The following is a 16123-nucleotide window of genomic DNA, read 5'->3' on the forward strand; positions in this document are numbered from 1 at the left end:
CCACCCCCCCCCCCCCCCCCTCCCCCCCCCCCCCCCCCCCCCCCCCTCCCCCCCCCCCCCCACCCCCCCCCCCCCCCCGTCCCCCCCCCCCCCCCCCCCCCCCCCCCCCCCCCCCGGGGCGGGCCGTCAGGAGCGGGCGATCGGCTCCTGGAGTTCCGTCACCCATCCCGACGGGTCCTGCGGGCATTCCAGGTAGAGCTCGCGGGCGTAGCCGGCGGAGGTGTACCCGTGGCTGCCGATCCAGGCGGCGAGCGTCTGGGCGGTCGGCAGGATCTCGTCCATCGACCCGCGGTGGACGACGGTCGCCGCCTCCTCGATGCCGGGCAGGACCAGCACCTCGACGCCCTCGGCGGCGGCGCCCTCGGTGACGGTCATGCAGGCGTGCACGACGACGGAGCCGTCGCCCCGGCCGGCGTCCTCGTAGTAGGCGATGCCGGGCCCGAAGCCGCTGACGCCCGCGTCCTCCAGGCGGCGGCACAGCTCCTCGTACAGGGGCCCGATGACCGGGCCGATGTCCCGCGGACCGAAGCCGGCGGCGACGCCGCTCAGTTCGGCGACGCGGACGGCGGGGATCTTCTTGACGACGACGTCCTGGGTGGACATGCGTCCCTCGCTCTCGATGGCTCGGAGCCGCGCGCCGACCTGGGCGAGCCGGGCCCGCGCCTCCGCCACGGCCGATTCCAGCTCGGCCCGGCGCAGACGCAGCATGCCCCGCAGCTCGTCGGCGTCGACCTGCTCGTCGAGGATGGCCCCCACCTGTTCCAGGGTGAAGCCGAGGTCCTTGAGGGCGATGACGCGGTTGAGCCGGGCGAGCTGGTCCGCCGCGTAGAAGCGGTAGCCCGTGTGCGGGTCGACCCGGGCCGGGTGCAGCAGTCCGATGGCGTCGTAGTGACGCAGCATGCGGACCGACACCCGCCCGTGCCGTGCGAAGTCTCCGATGGTGAACATGACGACTCCTACGGAACGCCCTCACACGGTGTCAGGGTCAAACGTCAGGCGGCGCTGCTGAGCGAGAGCTTCGCCGCGAAGCCGAGGAAGAGGGCGCCGGCGGCGGAGGTGGCGCCGGCCGACAGGCGCCTGCGGCGGCGGAAGGCGGCCGCGAGCCGGGTCCCGCCGAAGATGAGCGTCGTGAGGTAGAGGAAGCTGCCGGCCTGGAGCAGGGTGCCGAGGACGAGGAAGGACAGCGCCGGGTAGGCGTAGCCCGGGTCCACGAACTGCACGAAGAACGAGATCAGGAAGAGGATCGCCTTGGGGTTGAAGAGGCTGATGAGCAGCGCCCTGCGGTACGGGTTCTCCCCGGCCGCGACGGCCTCCTCCGGCTCCTCGGCGGGCGTCTCCCCCCGGCTGCGCCACATGCTCCACGCGGCGCGCAGCATCCCGACGGCCATCCAGGTCAGGTAGCCCGCGCCCGCGTACTTCACGATCATGAAGAGCAGCGGTGTCGTCTGGAGCAGCGACGCCGCGCCCAGCGCCGCCAGCGTCATGAGCACCGCGTCCCCGGTGAACACCCCGGCGGCGGCCTTGTACCCGGTGCGCGTCCCCTTCCGGGCCGCGACGGAGAGCACGTACAGCGAGTTCGGCCCCGGCAGCAGAATGATGAGCACGAGGCCCGCGAGATACGTCGGCAGATCGATGACACCCAGCATGAAGCGGAGTGTCGCATGTCAGTACGACACTCCGCTCCTGTGTTTCGCATCGCGGAAGATCAGAAGGCGTCGGTGGGGACGTAGGTGCCCCAGACCTCGCGCAGGGCGTCGCAGACCTCGCCGACGGTGGCCCGGGCCCGGAGCGCGTCCTTCATGGGGTACAGGACGTTGTCGGTGCCCCGGGCGGCGGTCCGGAGGGCGGTGAGGGCGGTGTCGACGGCCGCCTGGTCGCGGTCGGCGCGCAGGCGGGCGAGGCGGGCGGCCTGCCGCTCCTCGATGGCGGGGTCGACGCGGAGCGGCTCGTAGGGCTCCTCGGTCTCGACGGTGTAGCGGTTGACGCCGACGACGACCCGTTCGCCGGCGTCGGTCTCCCGCGCGATCCGGTAGGCGGAGCGCTCGATCTCGCCCTTCTGGAAGCCGCGTTCGATCGCGGCGACGGCGCCGCCCATCTCCTCGACGCGGTCCATCAGGGCCAGCGCCGCGGCCTCGACGTCGTCCGTCATCCGCTCCACGACATAGGAGCCCGCGAACGGGTCGACGGTGGCCGTGACGTCGGTCTCGTAGGCGAGGACCTGCTGGGTGCGCAGGGCGAGGCGGGCGGACTTGTCGGTGGGCAGGGCGATGGCCTCGTCGAAGGAGTTGGTGTGCAGCGACTGCGTGCCGCCGAGGACGGCCGCGAGGCCCTGGACGGCGACCCGCACGAGGTTGACCTCGGGCTGCTGGGCGGTGAGCTGGACGCCCGCGGTCTGGGTGTGGAAGCGGAGCATCAGGGACTTGGGGTCCTTCGCCCCGAACTCCTCCCGCATCACCCGCGCCCAGATCCGGCGCGCGGCACGGAACTTCGCGACCTCCTCCAGGAGCGTGGTGCGGGCCACGAAGAAGAAGGAGAGCCGGGGCGCGAAGTCGTCGACGTCCATGCCGGCGGCGACGGCGGTCCGCACGTACGCGATGCCGTCGGCGAGGGTGAAGGCGACCTCCTGCGCCGGCGAGGCACCGGCCTCGGCCATGTGGTAACCGGAGATGGAGATGGTGTTCCACCGCGGGATCTCGGCCCGGCAGTACCGGAAGATGTCGGCGGTCAGCCGCAGCGACGGCTTCGGCGGGAAGATGTACGTGCCGCGGGCGATGTACTCCTTCAGCACGTCGTTCTGGACGGTGCCGTTCAGCCGGTCGGCCGGGACGCCCTGCTCCTCGCCGACGAGCTGGTAGAGCAGCAGCAGGAGGGCGGCGGGGGCGTTGATCGTCATCGACGTGGAGACCTCGCCCAGCGGGATCCCGTCGAACAGCTCCCGCATGTCGTCGATCGAGTCGACGGCGACGCCGACCTTGCCGACCTCGCCCGAGGCGATCGCCGCGTCCGAGTCGTGGCCCATCTGCGTGGGCAGGTCGAAGGCGACGGACAGTCCCGTCGTGCCGTCGGCGATCAGCTGCCGGTAGCGGGCGTTGGACTCGGCAGCGGTGCCGAACCCGGCGTACTGCCGCATGGTCCAGGGCCGGCCGGTGTACATCGTCGGGTACACGCCCCGCGTGTAGGGGTACGCGCCGGGTTCGCCCAGCTTCTCCGCGGGATCCCACCCCTCCAGCGCGTCCGGTCCGTAGACCGGCTCGACGGGCAGACCCGACTCCGTCTCGCGTGCCATGCGTGCTGCCTCCCGACCGACGTGTCACCCTGCGGTGGCGACCTCGCGACGGACTGTAGCGGGGGCCCCGCCGGACCCGGAGGGACCGCGCCGGGACCTTCCTCCAGGATGCGAGGTCGGTGCCCGGAGAGCGCAACCGCGCAGGCCGGGGAGCGCATCCCTACGTACACACGACTCGTCCCGGGGGGCAATCATGAAGCGGTCCACGACCGTCACGCGCGGATCCGTCATACGCAGAGCGGTACTGGCGGCGATGGCGGTGGCACTCGCCGCGGGCTGTACGCCCGACGCGGCCGGCCCCGCCGCCGGCCCCACGACGGCGCCCGCGTCCCCGTCGGCCGTGGCCCCCGCCCCCTCCTCGGACGCCCCGGGCGGGAGCCCGGCCTCGGACGACAAGCCTCCGTCCCCGTCGGCCTCGTCCTCCACCGGAGCGCCCTCGGCGAAGCCCCTCATGGACGACGGCGACGAGACCGAGCAGGTCCGCGAACTCCAGGCGCGGCTGCGCCAGCTGGACTTCTTCGACCGCGCGCCGACGGGGTTCTACGGGACGATGACCGCGGGGGCGGTGAAGAAGTTCCAGAAGCGGCGGGGGCTGCCGGCGACGGGCACGGTCGACGAGACCACCTGGCGCCAGCTGCTCGACGTGAGCCGGAAGCCGACCGCCGACGAGCTGAAGCCCTCCACCACCAACAAGCTGGACACGCCCGACCCGCAGTGCATGACGGGCCGGGTGCTGTGCATCAGCAAGGAGAGCCGGACCCTCGCCTGGATGATCGACGGCCGGGTCGTCTCGTCGATGGACGTCCGCTTCGGCTCGGAGAACACCCCGACCCGCGAGGGCACCTTCCACGTGGGCTGGAAGGCCCGCGAGTGGACGTCGACGATCTACCACACGCCCATGCCGTACGCGATGTTCTTCAGCGGCGGCCAGGCCGTGCACTACTCGGCGGACTTCGCGGCCCGCGGTTACAACGGCGCCTCGCACGGCTGCGTCAACGTCCGGGACAAGGCGAAGCTCTCGGCGCTCTTCGACGCGGTGAAGGTCGGCGACAAGGTCGTCGTCCACTGGTAGCGGCGACCGGGGAGGAAGGGGCGCGGGTGGGACCGGGGGAACGTGTCCCACCCGCGCCGGGTGCGCGGAGCCGTAGGTACGGGGGGAACCCCGGCTCACTGCGCGGCCGATGACCAGTCGGCTCACTCAGTACTGCGCCGACGGGCCGAGAAGTGTTACACCGGCACCGGAACGCGTGCCCCGGCGGGCGGAGCGACGGGGGTGCGGGCGGGGAACGCCAGGGGGAGACCGGTGGAGAGCGCGGTGGAGAGACCCGCCGAGAGCCGGGTGCGGGGCGCCTCGCCGGTGCGCCGGGTGTCCCCGCCGCCGCGCCCCTCGCTGCCCCGGCCGCCGGTGCGGCCTCGGTCCTCGTCCTTCTTCTTGTCGCCGTCGGACGTGTCCTCGGAGCCGTCCTTGGGCGTGCCCGTCCCGTCCGAGGTTCCGGTGCCGCCGGAGAGGATCCGGTCGCAGTAGCGGCGCAGGGTGTCGCCGTCGCGGAGGGTGCGGTTGAGCTGGGTGCGTCCGGCGGTGTCGAGCTTCCCGGACCGGTAGTCCCGGCAGGCCTTGAGGATCTTCTCGCGGAGGTCGGTGCCGCCGTTGCCGTTGCCGCCGGCGTCGCCCTCGGTGCCGGGGTCGGCTCCGCCGCCCGCACCCGTGTCCGGCGTGGTCCTGTCCGGCGCCGGGGTGACCTCGCCGCGCCCGTCCGGGCCGGGGGTGACCGAGGGGGTGGCGTCGGCGGAGGGGGACGCGCCGGGCGTCCCGTCGCCGTCCGGCACCGCCGGGGGCGTCTCGGGGTCCCGGCGTATTCCGGGCTCCTTCGACACGAGCGTGTCCGCCGTCTCCCCCGCCGTGACGGAGCTGGCCGGCGCGGGGCCCACCAGGGGCAGGACTCCGGTGCCGGCCGCGACGGCGACCCCGCCGACGGTGACGGCGGCGACCGCGGCGGCCAGCCCGTACCGCAGGGAGCGGCCCCAGCGGCGGGCCGGTTCGGCGGCGGGCGCGAGCCGGACCCGGCCCAGTTCGAAGGTCTCGGCCGGCGTGCCGGCCCGCGCGGGCGTCCGGGCGGGCGCGGCGGCGCGGGCCGCGGCGGCCTCGCGGAAGGCGGCGAGGGCCGCCGCCTCGCCCGGGAGTTCGGTGCCGGCGGCCTGGACGCGGGCCGTGCCGAGGGCTTCGGAGAGACGTTTTGCCTGGGTGCGCGCATGGTCGTCGGCGGCGTCGACCGGCTCGCCGCGGAGCAGCCGCTCCGCGGCCTCCTGGTCGAGCCACTGGTACCGCTCGTCGGCCATCACATGTCCTTCTGCGTACGCGGACGTGATTGCGTCACACCGCCGGGGGCCACGGGCCCCGGTCCGCGGCCGCGTTGCGGAGGCACGCCGTCCAGCGGGACGAGCGCCCCGCCCGTCGCTTCCGCCCCGTCCGTGTCGCCGTCGACCCCGAGGAGCTCGGCGAGTCTCTTGAGCCCCCGGTGCGCCGCGGTGCGGACCGCGCCGGGGCGTTTGCCCAGGGTGTCGGCGGCGCTCTTGGCGTCCAGGCCGACGACGACGCGCAGCACGACGGCCTCCGCCTGGTCCTGCGGGAGCTGGGCGATCAGTCGCATGGTGTGGCCGGTGGCCAGGGCCTCCAGGGCCTCGCCCGCGGTGTCGGCGTCGGCGGGCTTGTCGGTCAGTTCGGTCTCGTCGCCTCCGGACGCGGGGCGCCGGCCGCGCATCCGGAGGTGGTCGAGGGCGCGGTTGCGGGCGATCCGGGCGGCCCAGCCGCGGAAGCGGTCGGCGTCGCCGGAGAAGCGGTCGAGGTCGCGCGAGATCTGGAGCCACGACTCCGAGGCGACGTCCTCGGCGTCGGCGTCGCCGACCAGTGTCCGTATGTAGCCGAGCAACCGGGGGTGCACGGCGCGATACACAGTCCGGAACGCGTTCTCGTCCCCGTCCTGCGCAGCGAGCACCGCGGCCGTCAGCTCCGCGTCGTCCCCCAGCACTCCCCAAACCCTGTTCGTCGGTCGCGTCGTCACGGCGCGGCGGCCGGTCACCGCCGCCACGCTGTCTCGCGCATCTGCACGCTACGTCGTGGTGCGGCGTCGCGTCCACGCGGTCCGGGGGTCTTTGTACAACTTGCAACCTTCGACGGTTCGGCGCATGCACGTGCCGGTGCACGTGCGGGTGTGACAGAAAACGCACCGGCGGCGCTGTATGGAGTACGGAGCCGTGCTGCGGCTCCGTGGATGACGACCGGGGCCTCTCCTGTGGGGGGTGGCGGCCCCGGTCGTCTGCCTTTTCCCTCTCCCTCCGGCTCCTTCGCCCCTGGGCACACGTCACCCTCTTCGGTGTCAACCTGCCGTTGACACCTCGCGACTGTCAACCTAGGGTTGCCTCATGACGCATCCCGTCGTTCCCCAGGTCCCCATCCGTCTCGACGAGCTCATCGACGCCATCAAGAAGGTCCATCCCGACGCGCTGGAGCAGCTCTCCGGCGCGGTCATCGCGGCGGACCACCTCGGCGACGTCGCCGACCACCTCATCGGCCACTTCGTCGACCAGGCCCGGCGCTCCGGCGCCTCCTGGACCGACATCGGCCGCAGCATGGGAGTCACCCGCCAGGCCGCGCAGAAGCGCTTCGTGCCGAAGGAGCCGGACGCGGAGAAGATGGACCCGAACGCCGGGTTCAGCCGCTTCACCCCCCGGGCGCGGAACGTCGTCATGGCCGCCCAGAACGAGGCCACGGCCGCGCGCAACGACGAGACCCGGCCGGCCCACCTGGCGCTCGGCCTGCTCGCCGAGCCCGAGGGGCTCGGGGCGCGCTGGATCCTCTCCCGCGGGGTGACCCCCGAACAGGTCCGCGAGGCCGTCACGGCCACCCTGCCGCCGGCCGTCGAGGAGGTCCCGGCCCTGGTCCCGTACGACGCGGCGGCCAAGAAGGTCCTGGAGCTGACCTTCCGCGAGGCCCTCCGCCTCGGCCACCACTACGTCGGCACCGAGCACATCCTGCTCGCCCTCCTGGAGCACGAGGCCGGTGAGGGCGTGCTCACCGGCCTCGGGCTCGACAAGGCCGCGGCCGAGCGGGAGATCGCCGAGGCGATCGCCTCCGCCACGGTGGAGGCGCCGGAGGCCTGACTCCTCCGGCGCCGGTCAGGCGGTGCGGGCGCGGCGTGAGACGACCGCGCGCAGCACCCGGCCGCCCTCGACGGACAGCTCCCGCGCCCGGCGCAGACCGGTCGGGCCGTGGGCGACCGATTCGAGGACGGCCTGCTGGCGCCGGAGCTCCCCGGCGAGCAGCGGGCCGGCGCCCTGGGCGTCGCCGGCCCGGCAGCGCTCCACGAGCCCGTCGGGCACCCCGGCGGCGTCGTACCCGCCGTGCAGGGCGAGGGCGGTCGCCGAGCAGGCGCCGGCCCAGGCGCGCAGTCCCTCGCCCGCCCAGTCGTCCGGCGCCAGGGCCAGCATGCCGCGCACGGCCCCGGCGTCCCCGGGGGCGTCGGCGTCGAGCTCGACGCGGGCCTTGGCGACGGCCTCGCCCCAGGCCCCGCCGTCGCCGCGCGCCACGGCGGCCCACACGGGCCTCAGCGCGTCGCCTCCGTCCGGGGCCAGCAGCGGCAGACAGCGGTCGAGGCAGGCGAGCCCGGCCGCGGCCAGTCCTCGCTCGTCGGCCCCTTCGATCAGTTCCAGCAGGCTTCGGCCGTTCCCCGACGTCATGGACGCCTCCTCGCCACCCGATGCGGACGCAGTACTTCCCCTACTGCGCCGGGGGGCGCCTTTTCGTCACTGCGCGGCCGGAATCATGCCATTCGCCTTGGCGTGCTGCATAGAGGTCAGACGCCGGACGAAAAGGATCGCGAGGACCGCGGCCGCCGCGTCGAGGACGTATCCCGCGAGCGACCACTGGGTCGCCGCCGTCCAGCTCTCGGTGGTGTCCACCGTCTTGTACATCTGGCCGGAGATCCAGTTCGCCAGCGATCCGACGGCCCAGCACGTCCACCAGCCGTTGAGCAGCGCCAGTTCCCCCCGGCCGTCGGCCGCGTACGGCTCCCGGCGGCTGGCCCGCCAGATGTCGACGGCGACGGCCCGCGGGATCCAGAGGTTGCCGATCGGGATGAACCAGGCGCCGACGGCGTAGCCCGGCGTGCGTGCCTGCAGGTCGGGCGCCCAGATCTCGGCGTTCCGCCGGAGCCGGTGGAACCACAGGATGAAGACGATCCCGGTCGCCAGGAAGACCATGAACGACAGGCTGTGGAGGACGTTCACGTTGACCGGGCCGACGTACGTCGGGTCGAAGTCCTCCGTCCGGCCGGCCGTCAGGTCCCGGACGTCGACGACGCCGAGCAGGACGTCGAAGACGACGTTGCCGGCGAGCAGCACCGCCACGGCTCTCGCCAAGCCGTTCGGATCGCGGAGCACGAGTGTGTTCTTCAAGCGGTTCCCCCCAAGGAACGGCGGCGGCCGGGCGGCCGCCGCCGGGGGAACGTACGCGACCGGTGATCTTCGCGTCTACGGCGTTTCTCAGCGCACCTGCGCGGCCAGGGCGCGGAACCGGTCCCAGGTCAGAGTGGGCTTGTCCGGGTTCCAGAGCTTCTGGGAGAGGGCGGCGAGGGGCAGCCGGATGCCGTCGGCGACCTGGGCCGGGGTCTGGGCGCGGGAGAGGTCGCACCAGACGGCGAAGCGGGCGCCGAGGATCTGGGAGTCGTAGCGCGCGGGGACGGGGGCGGTGCCGCGCACGACGAGGGGGGTCCACTGCTCGTAGATGCGGCGGCCCGTGGGGTAGGTGAAGTCGTTGGGCTCGCCGAGGACGTAGTAGAGGTACTCGTCGTTGAGGTTGACCAGCTTGCGGCCGGCGCTCAGGTACGAGACGGGCTGCCGGGCGCCGATCTCCTTGCCCGTCCAGTACTCGACCTCGATGTCCTTCGCCGGGCTGACCACCCCGCCGGTGAAGAAGCCGTCGTTCCACGCCTTGAGGGTCTTGCCGGTGGGGCGGACGGCGGCCGCGCGGTCATTGAGCCAGCCGGTGGCGAGGTCCTGGACGCGGCCGGAGGGGCCGTACTTCGCGCGCGCGGCGCGGGCCAGCTGCGGGTAGGCCGCCTCGGGGTCCTTGGACATCAGCGCGACGTACTCGTCGGCGCCGAGGTGCCACTCGGCCCCGGGGAAGAGCGCGGTGTACTCGCGCAGCAGGTCGTCCACGATCTTCGCGGCGTCCGGGTTCGAGATGTCGACGGCCCCGCGGGGGGCGCGGCCGGTGGCGCTGCGGAGCTGGAGACCGGGGTGGGCGTCGATGACGGCGCCGAGGTGTCCGGGCGAGTCGATCTCGGGCGTGACCGTGATGTGGCGGGAGGCCGCGAGGGCGAGGATCCGCCGCACCTCGGCCTTGGTGAGGTGCTGGGCGGAGACGATCTCGGGGTGGCTGGCGGACTCGATCCGGAAGCCCTGGTCGTCGGAGAAGTGCAGCCCCAGCCGGTTCAGCTTGAGGTCGCCCATCTCGCGGATGCGGTCCTCGATCCAGGCGGCGGTGAAGTGCTTGCGGGCGGTGTCGAGGTTGAGTCCGCGCTGCGGCTTGGCGGGCCGGTCCTGGACGGTGCCCTCCGGCATGGCGCCGGTGGCCTTCACCGACTGCTTCAGGGTGCGGGTGCCGTAGAAGACCCCGGCCTCGTCGGGGCCGCTGATCCGGACGCGGCCGTCGCGGACGGTGAGCGCGTACGACTCGGGGGCGCCGGTCCCGCCGAGGGCCAGCTCCACGTCGCCGGGCCCGGCGGCGACGGCGCCGCGGTAGGGGATGCCGAGCTCGCCGGCGATCAGCTTCCCCTCGTCGGCGAGGCCGTCGCTGCCGGCGGCGAGGACCACGCCGCCGGTGGCCGCGGGCTTCCAGCCCGGGCCGCGGGCGGCCTCGTGGTCGCGGACGGCGGGGACGGTCCGCGGCGCGGCGGAGAGGGGATAGGTCTTCGTCGGCGTGGGGGTCGGCGTCGGGCTGGGCGGGGCGCTGGTGGGCGCGGCGCTCGCGGACGTGCCGGAGGGGGAGGACGGCCCGTTCGGGGAGCCGCCGGAGCAGGCCGCCACGGTGGCCAGTGCCACCGCGGTCGCCAGGAGGGCGGGGCCCCGTCGGGGCCCCCGTATGGAGTACCGCATCATTCGGAATCCTCCCGTACGGAAGCCCGTCGGGCCAATCGGGGGACGGGACGGAGAGCGACGACGGGCCGGTGGCCGTGGGCGGAGCGGAACCGGGCCGTCCATCAGATGTTCCGAAACTCTCCCTTCCGGGTGAAAATCGCGCATCCGTCGGACACTTCCCTCGTCCCGTCGATAACGTTGAGTCACGTCCACCCCACCCGTCCCGGAGTACCGGAGCCCTCGCTGACCAGCGACACCCACGCGCCCTGCCGGAAACCGGGCTCCACGGACGCGCCCTCCCTCCCCGCCCAGCAGGCCCTTCCCCGTCACACCCGCGGTCTCGTCGGGTTCAACGCGGCCTCGCCCGCGGAGGCCGAGGCCCTGCTGCTCTCCTGCTGCCACAGCCCCCGCTGGGCCGAACGGGTGGCGGCGCACCGTCCGTACCCGACCGTCGACGCCCTGCTCGCCGCCGCCGACGAGGCCGGATACGACCTGTCCCGGGCCGAGCTCGACGCGGCCCTGGCCGCCGAGTCCTCGGCGCTGCCGCACCCCGACGCGCCGCCGGCGGCCCGGACGGCGCTGCGGGCCGCCCACGCCGCGTACGAGCACAGCTTCGGTCACGCGTTCGTGATCAGCCTCGACGGAGTGCGTCCGGGCGAGCGGCTCGACCAGGTCCTGGCGGGAATCCGGTCACGTCTCGGCAACGAACCGGAGGAGGAGCGGGTGATCGCGGCCGAGGAACTGCGCCGGCTCGCCCGCGCCCGGCTGGCCTTCCGACTGGCCGAGGGGCTCACGCCCCGACACTCCGAACCGTGAATACGTCCGGAACACGGCGATTCCGGCCTGGGCGATAGCCCGTCCGTGCCTGTTTGATCACACCTATGGACCCCGCGCGAGCGAACCGACAAGTCGTCGCTACGATGACCGGGGCCGGTGGACCGTACCCGGCCGGGCCAGACCGACAGAGAAGCCGGCCGGCCCTGATCCCCGCTCCCGGAGGGTTTTTCCGTGCCGGCTGGAACGCTGTACCGCGGCCGGGAAGGAATGTGGAGCTGGGTGGCTCATCGAGTCACCGGCGTCCTCATCTTCTTCTTCCTGTTCGTACACGTGCTGGACACCGCTCTCGTCCGCGTCTCCCCCGAGGCGTACGACGAGGTCGTCGCGACCTACAAGACGCCGATCGTCGCTCTTCTGGAGTACGGCCTCGTCGCCGCCATCCTCTTCCACGCGCTGAACGGTCTCCGTGTCATCGCCGTGGACTTCTGGTCCAAGGGCCCGCGCTACCAGAAGCAGATGCTCTGGACCGTCGTGGGCATCTGGGTCGTCCTGATGGCGGGCTCGCTGTACCCCGTCCTCGGCCACGCCGCACGTGAACTGTTCGGGAGCTGACGCCACTCATGTCCGCTGACACCTCCGCCGCGATCGGCCCCGTCGAGGGCGGCTCCCACTACGACGTGGACAACCCCGCGCCGTACATCGAGGCCCCCCGCAAGCGCACGGGCAAGACCCCGCGCGCGACCCGCGGCAACTTCGAGATGGCCGCGTGGCTCTTCATGCGCCTCTCGGGCGTGGTCCTCGTCGTCCTGGTCCTCGGCCACCTGCTGATCCAGCTCTTCCTGGACGGCGGCGTCTCCAAGATCGGCTTCGCCTTCGTGGCCGGCCGCTGGGCGTCCCCGTTCTGGCAGGTCTGGGACCTGCTGATGCTCTGGCTCGCCATGCTGCACGGCGCCAACGGCCTCCGTACCGTCATCAACGACTACGCGGAGCGGGCCAACACGCGCCTGTGGCTCAAGGGCCTGCTGTACACCGCCACGGTGTTCACCATCCTTCTGGGCACGCTGGTGATCTTCACCTTCGACCCGAACATCCGCTAGGCACGGGGCTGAGGTAATCCACGTCATGAAGATCCACAAGTACGACACCGTCATCGTCGGCGCCGGTGGCGCCGGCATGCGCGCGGCCATCGAGTCGACCAAGCGCAGCCGCACCGCCGTGCTGACGAAGCTCTACCCCACCCGCTCCCACACGGGCGCCGCGCAGGGCGGCATGGCCGCCGCGCTGGCGAACGTGGAGGAGGACAACTGGGAGTGGCACACCTTCGACACGGTCAAGGGCGGTGACTACCTGGTCGACCAGGACGCCGCCGAGATCCTGGCGAAGGAGGCCATCGACGCCGTCCTCGACCTGGAGAAGATGGGCCTGCCGTTCAACCGGACCCTGAACGGCACCATCGACCAGCGCCGCTTCGGCGGTCACTCCCGCAACCACGGCGAGGCCCCGGTCCGCCGGTCCTGCTACGCCGCGGACCGCACCGGCCACATGATCCTCCAGACGCTGTACCAGAACTGCGTCAAGGAGGGCGTGGAGTTCTTCAACGAGTTCTACGTCCTGGACCAGCTGATCACCGAGGTCGACGGGGTCAAGCACTCCGCGGGCGTCGTCGCGTACGAGCTGGCCACCGGCGAGATCCACATCTTCCAGGCCAAGGCCGTGATCTACGCGTCCGGCGGCACCGGCAAGTTCTTCAAGGTGACCTCCAACGCGCACACCCTGACCGGTGACGGCCAGGCCGCCTGCTACCGCCGCGGCCTGCCCCTGGAGGACATGGAGTTCTTCCAGTTCCACCCGACGGGCATCTGGCGCATGGGCATCCTGCTGACGGAGGGCGCCCGCGGTGAGGGCGGCATCCTCCGCAACAAGGACGGCGAGCGCTTCATGGAGAAGTACGCGCCGGTCATGAAGGACCTCGCGTCCCGTGACGTCGTCTCCCGCTCCATCTACACGGAGATCCGCGAGGGCCGCGGCTGCGGTCCCGAGGGCGACCACGTCTACCTGGACCTGACGCACCTCCCGCCGGAGCAGCTCGACGCCAAGCTCCCGGACATCACGGAGTTCGCCCGTACGTACCTCGGCATCGAGCCGTACACGGACCCGATCCCGATCCAGCCCACCGCGCACTACGCCATGGGCGGCATCCCGACCAACGTCGAGGGTGAGGTCCTCTCGGACAACACCACCGTCGTCCCGGGCCTGTACGCGGCCGGCGAGGTCGCCTGCGTGTCGGTGCACGGCGCCAACCGCCTCGGCACCAACTCGCTGCTGGACATCAACGTCTTCGGCAAGCGCTCCGGCATCGCCGCGGCCGAGTACTCCGCCAAGCACGACTTCGTCGAGCTGCCGGAGGACCCGGAGTCCCTCGTCGTCGCGACGATCGAGAAGCTGCGCAACTCCACGGGCAGCGAGCGGGTCGCCGACCTGCGCCGCGAGCTCCAGGAGACGATGGACGCCAACGTGATGGTGTTCCGCACGGAGCAGACCATCAAGACGGCCGTCGAGAAGATCGCCGAGCTGCGCGAGCGCTACGAGAACGTGTCCATCCAGGACAAGGGCAAGCGCTTCAACACGGACCTCCTGGAGGCCATCGAGCTGGGCAACCTGCTCGAACTGGCCGAGGTCATGGCCGTCTCGGCCCTGGCGCGCAAGGAGTCCCGCGGCGGTCACTACCGCGAGGACTACCCGAACCGCGACGACGTCAACTTCATGCGCCACACCATGGCGTACCGCGAGGTCGGCGAGGACGGCTCCGAGACCGTCCGTCTCGACTACAAGCCGGTCGTGACGACCCGCTACCAGCCGATGGAGCGTAAGTACTGATGGCTACCCCCGTACTGGACAAGGTCGAGGCGGAGTCCGCCGCCTCCCCGTACATCACGGTCACGATGCGGATCCGCCGCTTCAACCCCGAGGTGTCGGACGCGTCGGTCTGGGAGGACTTCCAGATCGAGATCGACCCGAAGGAGCGTGTGCTCGACGCCCTCCACAAGATCAAGTGGGACGTCGACGGCACGCTGACCTTCCGCCGCTCGTGCGCGCACGGCATCTGCGGCTCGGACGCGATGCGGATCAACGGCAAGAACAGGCTCGCCTGCAAGACGCTGATCAAGGACATCAACCCCGAGAAGCCGATCACGGTCGAGGCCATCAAGGGCCTGACGGTGCTCAAGGACCTCGTGGTCGACATGGAGCCGTTCTTCCAGGCGTACCGGGACGTCATGCCGTTCCTGGTCACCAAGGGCAACGAGCCGACCCGCGAGCGCCTGCAGTCCGCCGAGGACCGCGAGCGCTTCGACGACACCACCAAGTGCATCCTGTGCGCCGCGTGCACGTCGTCCTGCCCGGTCTTCTGGAACGACGGCCAGTACTTCGGTCCGGCCGCGATCGTCAACGCGCACCGCTTCATCTTCGACTCGCGTGACGAGGCGGGCGAGCAGCGCCTGGAGATCCTGAACGACAAGGACGGCGTGTGGCGCTGCCGCACGACGTTCAACTGCACCGACGCGTGCCCGCGTGGCATCGAGGTCACCAAGGCCATCCAGGAAGTGAAGCGCGCGCTGATCACGCGACGTTTCTGACCTTCGGTGTGGCGGGAAAGCCCGCTTCTGTACGCTGCGGCGTGCAGGAGCGGGCTTTTTCCTTGCCCGCGTCGTAGTGGAGAGCGGGGACTGATGAGCGAGCCGAATCCTTACGCGGACGGCGAGTACAAGTGGGGGCCGGGACAGCAGGGTGGTGCGTCCGGCACTCCGGCGTACGGGTATCCGCAGGGCGCGACGCCGGGATACGGCTATCCGCAGGCCGGTTCCACCCCCGCCGCGGGCGTGCCGTACCAGCCGACGCTTCCGGGCGGCGTGCAGCTGCCGCCGCAGCCCGCCCCGATGGGCTCGGGTGCGCCGCTGCTGAGCCTCGGCGACATCACGGTGGTCGGCGACCAGATCATGACGCCGGCCGGTCCGATGCCCCTGAAGGGCGCCGTGTGGAACGCGATGGACATGTCGCGGACCGAGGAGAAGATGCCGACGGTCGCGATCGTGCTGGCGATCGTGTTCTTCATCTTCTGCCTGCTGGGGCTGCTCTTCCTGCTGATGAAGGAGAAGCAGACCACCGGCTTCGTCCAGGTCACCGTCACCAGCGGGGGCCGGCACCACGCGACGATGATCCCGGCCACCGGCCCGGACACCATCCACTGGGTGATGGGCCAGCTCAACTACGCGCGCTCGCTGAGCATCTGATCCCCCGCCGGGCCGGGGCGTCCCGGCTCAGGCGTGCCACGCCCCGGCGGGTCCGCCCGCCTCGGCCTGGATCATGATCCGGCGCAGCATGTCGTTGAGCAGGACGCGCTCTTCGGGGGCGAGGACGCCGAGGAGGCGGTACTCCTCGTGGCCGAGGACGTCCATGGCGCCGAGCCAGGTCTGGCGGCCGGCCTCGGTGAGTTCGACGACGACCCTGCGGCGGTCGGTCGTGGACTGGGTGCGGCGGACGAACCCGCGCTTCTCCAGTGCGTCGAGGCGGCCGGAGACGGACGCGGGCGCGAGGTCGAGGTCCTGGGCGAGTTCGGAGGGCGCGGCGCTGCCGCCGCGGCCGGAGAGCTTGTGCAGGGTGTCGAACTCGTGGCGTTCCAGGTCGAAGTCGACGAGGGATTGTTCCCTGACCCGGCGGAAGTGCACCGAGAGCTTCTTCATGCGGGTGACGGCCCCCTCGACGACGGGGTCGAGGTCGGGCAGGACGGGCTGCCAGCGGGCGACGTGCTCGTCGGTCCAGTCACGCGGTTCGGGGGCGTGGGGGGCACGCGGTTCCTCGGGGAGCGCCATGGGGTGATCGTACGTCGGCGGACGGTCCGTCTCACGGGAAAGTATTTCGTTGACGAAT

General features: G+C 72.1%; 17 protein-coding genes. 8 read left to right on the plus strand and 9 right to left on the minus strand.

The genetic code is table 11. From position 1 onward, the window contains the following. Positions 1 to 126: 126 nt before the first annotated feature. Genes ACZ60W_RS31030 through ACZ60W_RS31040 form a run of 3 tightly spaced genes read right to left on the minus strand, consistent with a single transcriptional unit; the run spans position 127 to position 3286 of the window. The gene (locus ACZ60W_RS31030; protein ID WP_469758726.1) at positions 127 to 948 is read right to left on the minus strand and encodes a MerR family transcriptional regulator; all 822 of its coding nucleotides are present in this window, start codon (positions 946 to 948) and stop codon (positions 127 to 129) included. A 44-nt stretch (positions 949 to 992) separates the two neighbouring features. Next, complete coding sequence (leuE, locus tag ACZ60W_RS31035; RefSeq protein WP_469758727.1) at positions 993 to 1646, minus strand: leucine efflux protein LeuE; 654 nt, start codon at positions 1644 to 1646, stop codon at positions 993 to 995. A 59-nt stretch (positions 1647 to 1705) separates the two neighbouring features. Next, complete coding sequence (locus ACZ60W_RS31040) at positions 1706 to 3286, minus strand: acyl-CoA mutase large subunit family protein (protein WP_469758728.1); 1581 nt, start codon at positions 3284 to 3286, stop codon at positions 1706 to 1708. Positions 3287 to 3479: 193 nt separating this feature from the next. Here ACZ60W_RS31040 and ACZ60W_RS31045 point away from each other — a divergent pair, with 193 nt between their 5' ends. Beyond that, entirely contained in the window at positions 3480 to 4358 is an 879-nt protein-coding gene (locus ACZ60W_RS31045) for a L,D-transpeptidase family protein (RefSeq protein ID WP_469758729.1), read from the plus strand. Between the two features lie 155 nt (positions 4359 to 4513). Here the strand turns inward: ACZ60W_RS31045 and ACZ60W_RS31050 are convergent, their stop codons facing one another. Both ACZ60W_RS31050 and ACZ60W_RS31055 read right to left on the minus strand, forming a co-directional pair. Beyond that, the gene (locus ACZ60W_RS31050) at positions 4514 to 5623 is read right to left on the minus strand and encodes a hypothetical protein (protein ID WP_469758730.1); all 1110 of its coding nucleotides are present in this window, start codon (positions 5621 to 5623) and stop codon (positions 4514 to 4516) included. Beyond that, positions 5623 to 6312 carry an RNA polymerase sigma factor gene (locus ACZ60W_RS31055; RefSeq protein ID WP_469758731.1) on the minus strand — a complete coding sequence of 230 codons (690 nt, stop codon included), beginning with the start codon at positions 6310 to 6312 and terminating at the stop codon, positions 5623 to 5625. Before ACZ60W_RS31055 ends, ACZ60W_RS31050 begins: the two co-directional genes overlap by 1 nt. 394 nt (positions 6313 to 6706) lie before the next feature. Here ACZ60W_RS31055 and ACZ60W_RS31060 point away from each other — a divergent pair, with 394 nt between their 5' ends. Next, positions 6707 to 7444 (plus strand): Clp protease N-terminal domain-containing protein, encoded by a 738-nt coding sequence (locus ACZ60W_RS31060; protein WP_469758732.1) that lies wholly within the window; start codon positions 6707 to 6709, stop codon positions 7442 to 7444. A gap of 15 nt (positions 7445 to 7459) precedes the next feature. On the opposite strand, the gene ACZ60W_RS31065 is transcribed toward ACZ60W_RS31060, so the two are convergent. The 3 genes from ACZ60W_RS31065 to ACZ60W_RS31075 all read right to left on the minus strand — a co-directional run bounded on the left by ACZ60W_RS31065 (position 7460) and on the right by ACZ60W_RS31075 (position 10441). Beyond that, positions 7460 to 8020 carry a hypothetical protein gene (locus ACZ60W_RS31065; RefSeq protein ID WP_469758733.1) on the minus strand — a complete coding sequence of 187 codons (561 nt, stop codon included), beginning with the start codon at positions 8018 to 8020 and terminating at the stop codon, positions 7460 to 7462. Positions 8021 to 8086: 66 nt separating this feature from the next. Beyond that, positions 8087 to 8737, minus strand: a complete 651-nt coding sequence (locus ACZ60W_RS31070) for a DUF4328 domain-containing protein (RefSeq protein ID WP_469758734.1) — start codon at positions 8735 to 8737, stop codon at positions 8087 to 8089. Positions 8738 to 8824: 87 nt separating this feature from the next. Then, complete coding sequence (locus tag ACZ60W_RS31075) at positions 8825 to 10441, minus strand: beta-N-acetylhexosaminidase (RefSeq protein ID WP_469758735.1); 1617 nt, start codon at positions 10439 to 10441, stop codon at positions 8825 to 8827. Between the two features lie 177 nt (positions 10442 to 10618). Between ACZ60W_RS31075 and ACZ60W_RS31080 the strand changes: the two genes are divergently transcribed. The 6 genes from ACZ60W_RS31080 to ACZ60W_RS31105 all read left to right on the plus strand — a co-directional run bounded on the left by ACZ60W_RS31080 (position 10619) and on the right by ACZ60W_RS31105 (position 15486). Further along, a complete protein-coding gene (locus tag ACZ60W_RS31080; RefSeq protein ID WP_469758736.1) occupies positions 10619 to 11236 on the plus strand; it encodes a 2-oxo-4-hydroxy-4-carboxy-5-ureidoimidazoline decarboxylase in 618 nt (205 codons plus the stop codon). A gap of 192 nt (positions 11237 to 11428) precedes the next feature. Then, a complete protein-coding gene (gene sdhC / locus ACZ60W_RS31085) occupies positions 11429 to 11809 on the plus strand; it encodes a succinate dehydrogenase, cytochrome b556 subunit (protein ID WP_015035721.1) in 381 nt (126 codons plus the stop codon). An 8-nt stretch (positions 11810 to 11817) separates the two neighbouring features. Further along, on the plus strand, positions 11818 to 12294 hold the full coding sequence (locus tag ACZ60W_RS31090; protein ID WP_469758737.1) for a succinate dehydrogenase hydrophobic membrane anchor subunit: 477 nt from the start codon (positions 11818 to 11820) through the stop codon (positions 12292 to 12294). 25 nt (positions 12295 to 12319) lie between these two features. Beyond that, positions 12320 to 14074 (plus strand): succinate dehydrogenase flavoprotein subunit, encoded by a 1755-nt coding sequence (gene sdhA, locus ACZ60W_RS31095; protein WP_469758738.1) that lies wholly within the window; start codon positions 12320 to 12322, stop codon positions 14072 to 14074. Then, positions 14074 to 14832: a succinate dehydrogenase iron-sulfur subunit gene (locus ACZ60W_RS31100; RefSeq protein WP_030318427.1), complete on the plus strand. Its 759-nt coding sequence runs from the start codon at positions 14074 to 14076 to the stop codon at positions 14830 to 14832. Before sdhA ends, ACZ60W_RS31100 begins: the two co-directional genes overlap by 1 nt. Positions 14833 to 14925: 93 nt before the next feature. Continuing rightward, on the plus strand, positions 14926 to 15486 hold the full coding sequence (locus ACZ60W_RS31105; protein ID WP_469758739.1) for a hypothetical protein: 561 nt from the start codon (positions 14926 to 14928) through the stop codon (positions 15484 to 15486). A 27-nt stretch (positions 15487 to 15513) separates the two neighbouring features. Here the strand turns inward: ACZ60W_RS31105 and ACZ60W_RS31110 are convergent, their stop codons facing one another. Then, a complete protein-coding gene (locus tag ACZ60W_RS31110; protein WP_469758740.1) occupies positions 15514 to 16065 on the minus strand; it encodes a MarR family winged helix-turn-helix transcriptional regulator in 552 nt (183 codons plus the stop codon). Between the last annotated feature and the right edge of the window lie 58 nt (positions 16066 to 16123).

Source organism: Streptomyces sp. NPDC104202, assembly GCF_055584185.1.

What these genes read in the sequence shown, in the direction of transcription:
- ACZ60W_RS31030 (WP_469758726.1), bottom strand. Translation starts at nt 948, where the DNA reads ATGTTCACCATCGGAGACTTCGCACGGCACGGGCGGGTGTCGGTCCGC.
- leuE (WP_469758727.1), bottom strand. Translation starts at nt 1,646, where the DNA reads ATGCTGGGTGTCATCGATCTGCCGACGTATCTCGCGGGCCTCGTGCTC.
- ACZ60W_RS31040 (WP_469758728.1), bottom strand. Translation starts at nt 3,286, where the DNA reads ATGGCACGCGAGACGGAGTCGGGTCTGCCCGTCGAGCCGGTCTACGGA.
- ACZ60W_RS31045 (WP_469758729.1), top strand. Translation starts at nt 3,480, where the DNA reads ATGAAGCGGTCCACGACCGTCACGCGCGGATCCGTCATACGCAGAGCG.
- ACZ60W_RS31050 (WP_469758730.1), bottom strand. Translation starts at nt 5,623, where the DNA reads ATGGCCGACGAGCGGTACCAGTGGCTCGACCAGGAGGCCGCGGAGCGG.
- ACZ60W_RS31060 (WP_469758732.1), top strand. Translation starts at nt 6,707, where the DNA reads ATGACGCATCCCGTCGTTCCCCAGGTCCCCATCCGTCTCGACGAGCTC.
- ACZ60W_RS31065 (WP_469758733.1), bottom strand. Translation starts at nt 8,020, where the DNA reads ATGACGTCGGGGAACGGCCGAAGCCTGCTGGAACTGATCGAAGGGGCC.
- ACZ60W_RS31075 (WP_469758735.1), bottom strand. Translation starts at nt 10,441, where the DNA reads ATGATGCGGTACTCCATACGGGGGCCCCGACGGGGCCCCGCCCTCCTG.
- ACZ60W_RS31090 (WP_469758737.1), top strand. Translation starts at nt 11,818, where the DNA reads ATGTCCGCTGACACCTCCGCCGCGATCGGCCCCGTCGAGGGCGGCTCC.
- sdhA (WP_469758738.1), top strand. Translation starts at nt 12,320, where the DNA reads ATGAAGATCCACAAGTACGACACCGTCATCGTCGGCGCCGGTGGCGCC.
- ACZ60W_RS31100 (WP_030318427.1), top strand. Translation starts at nt 14,074, where the DNA reads ATGGCTACCCCCGTACTGGACAAGGTCGAGGCGGAGTCCGCCGCCTCC.
- ACZ60W_RS31105 (WP_469758739.1), top strand. Translation starts at nt 14,926, where the DNA reads ATGAGCGAGCCGAATCCTTACGCGGACGGCGAGTACAAGTGGGGGCCG.
- ACZ60W_RS31110 (WP_469758740.1), bottom strand. Translation starts at nt 16,065, where the DNA reads ATGGCGCTCCCCGAGGAACCGCGTGCCCCCCACGCCCCCGAACCGCGT.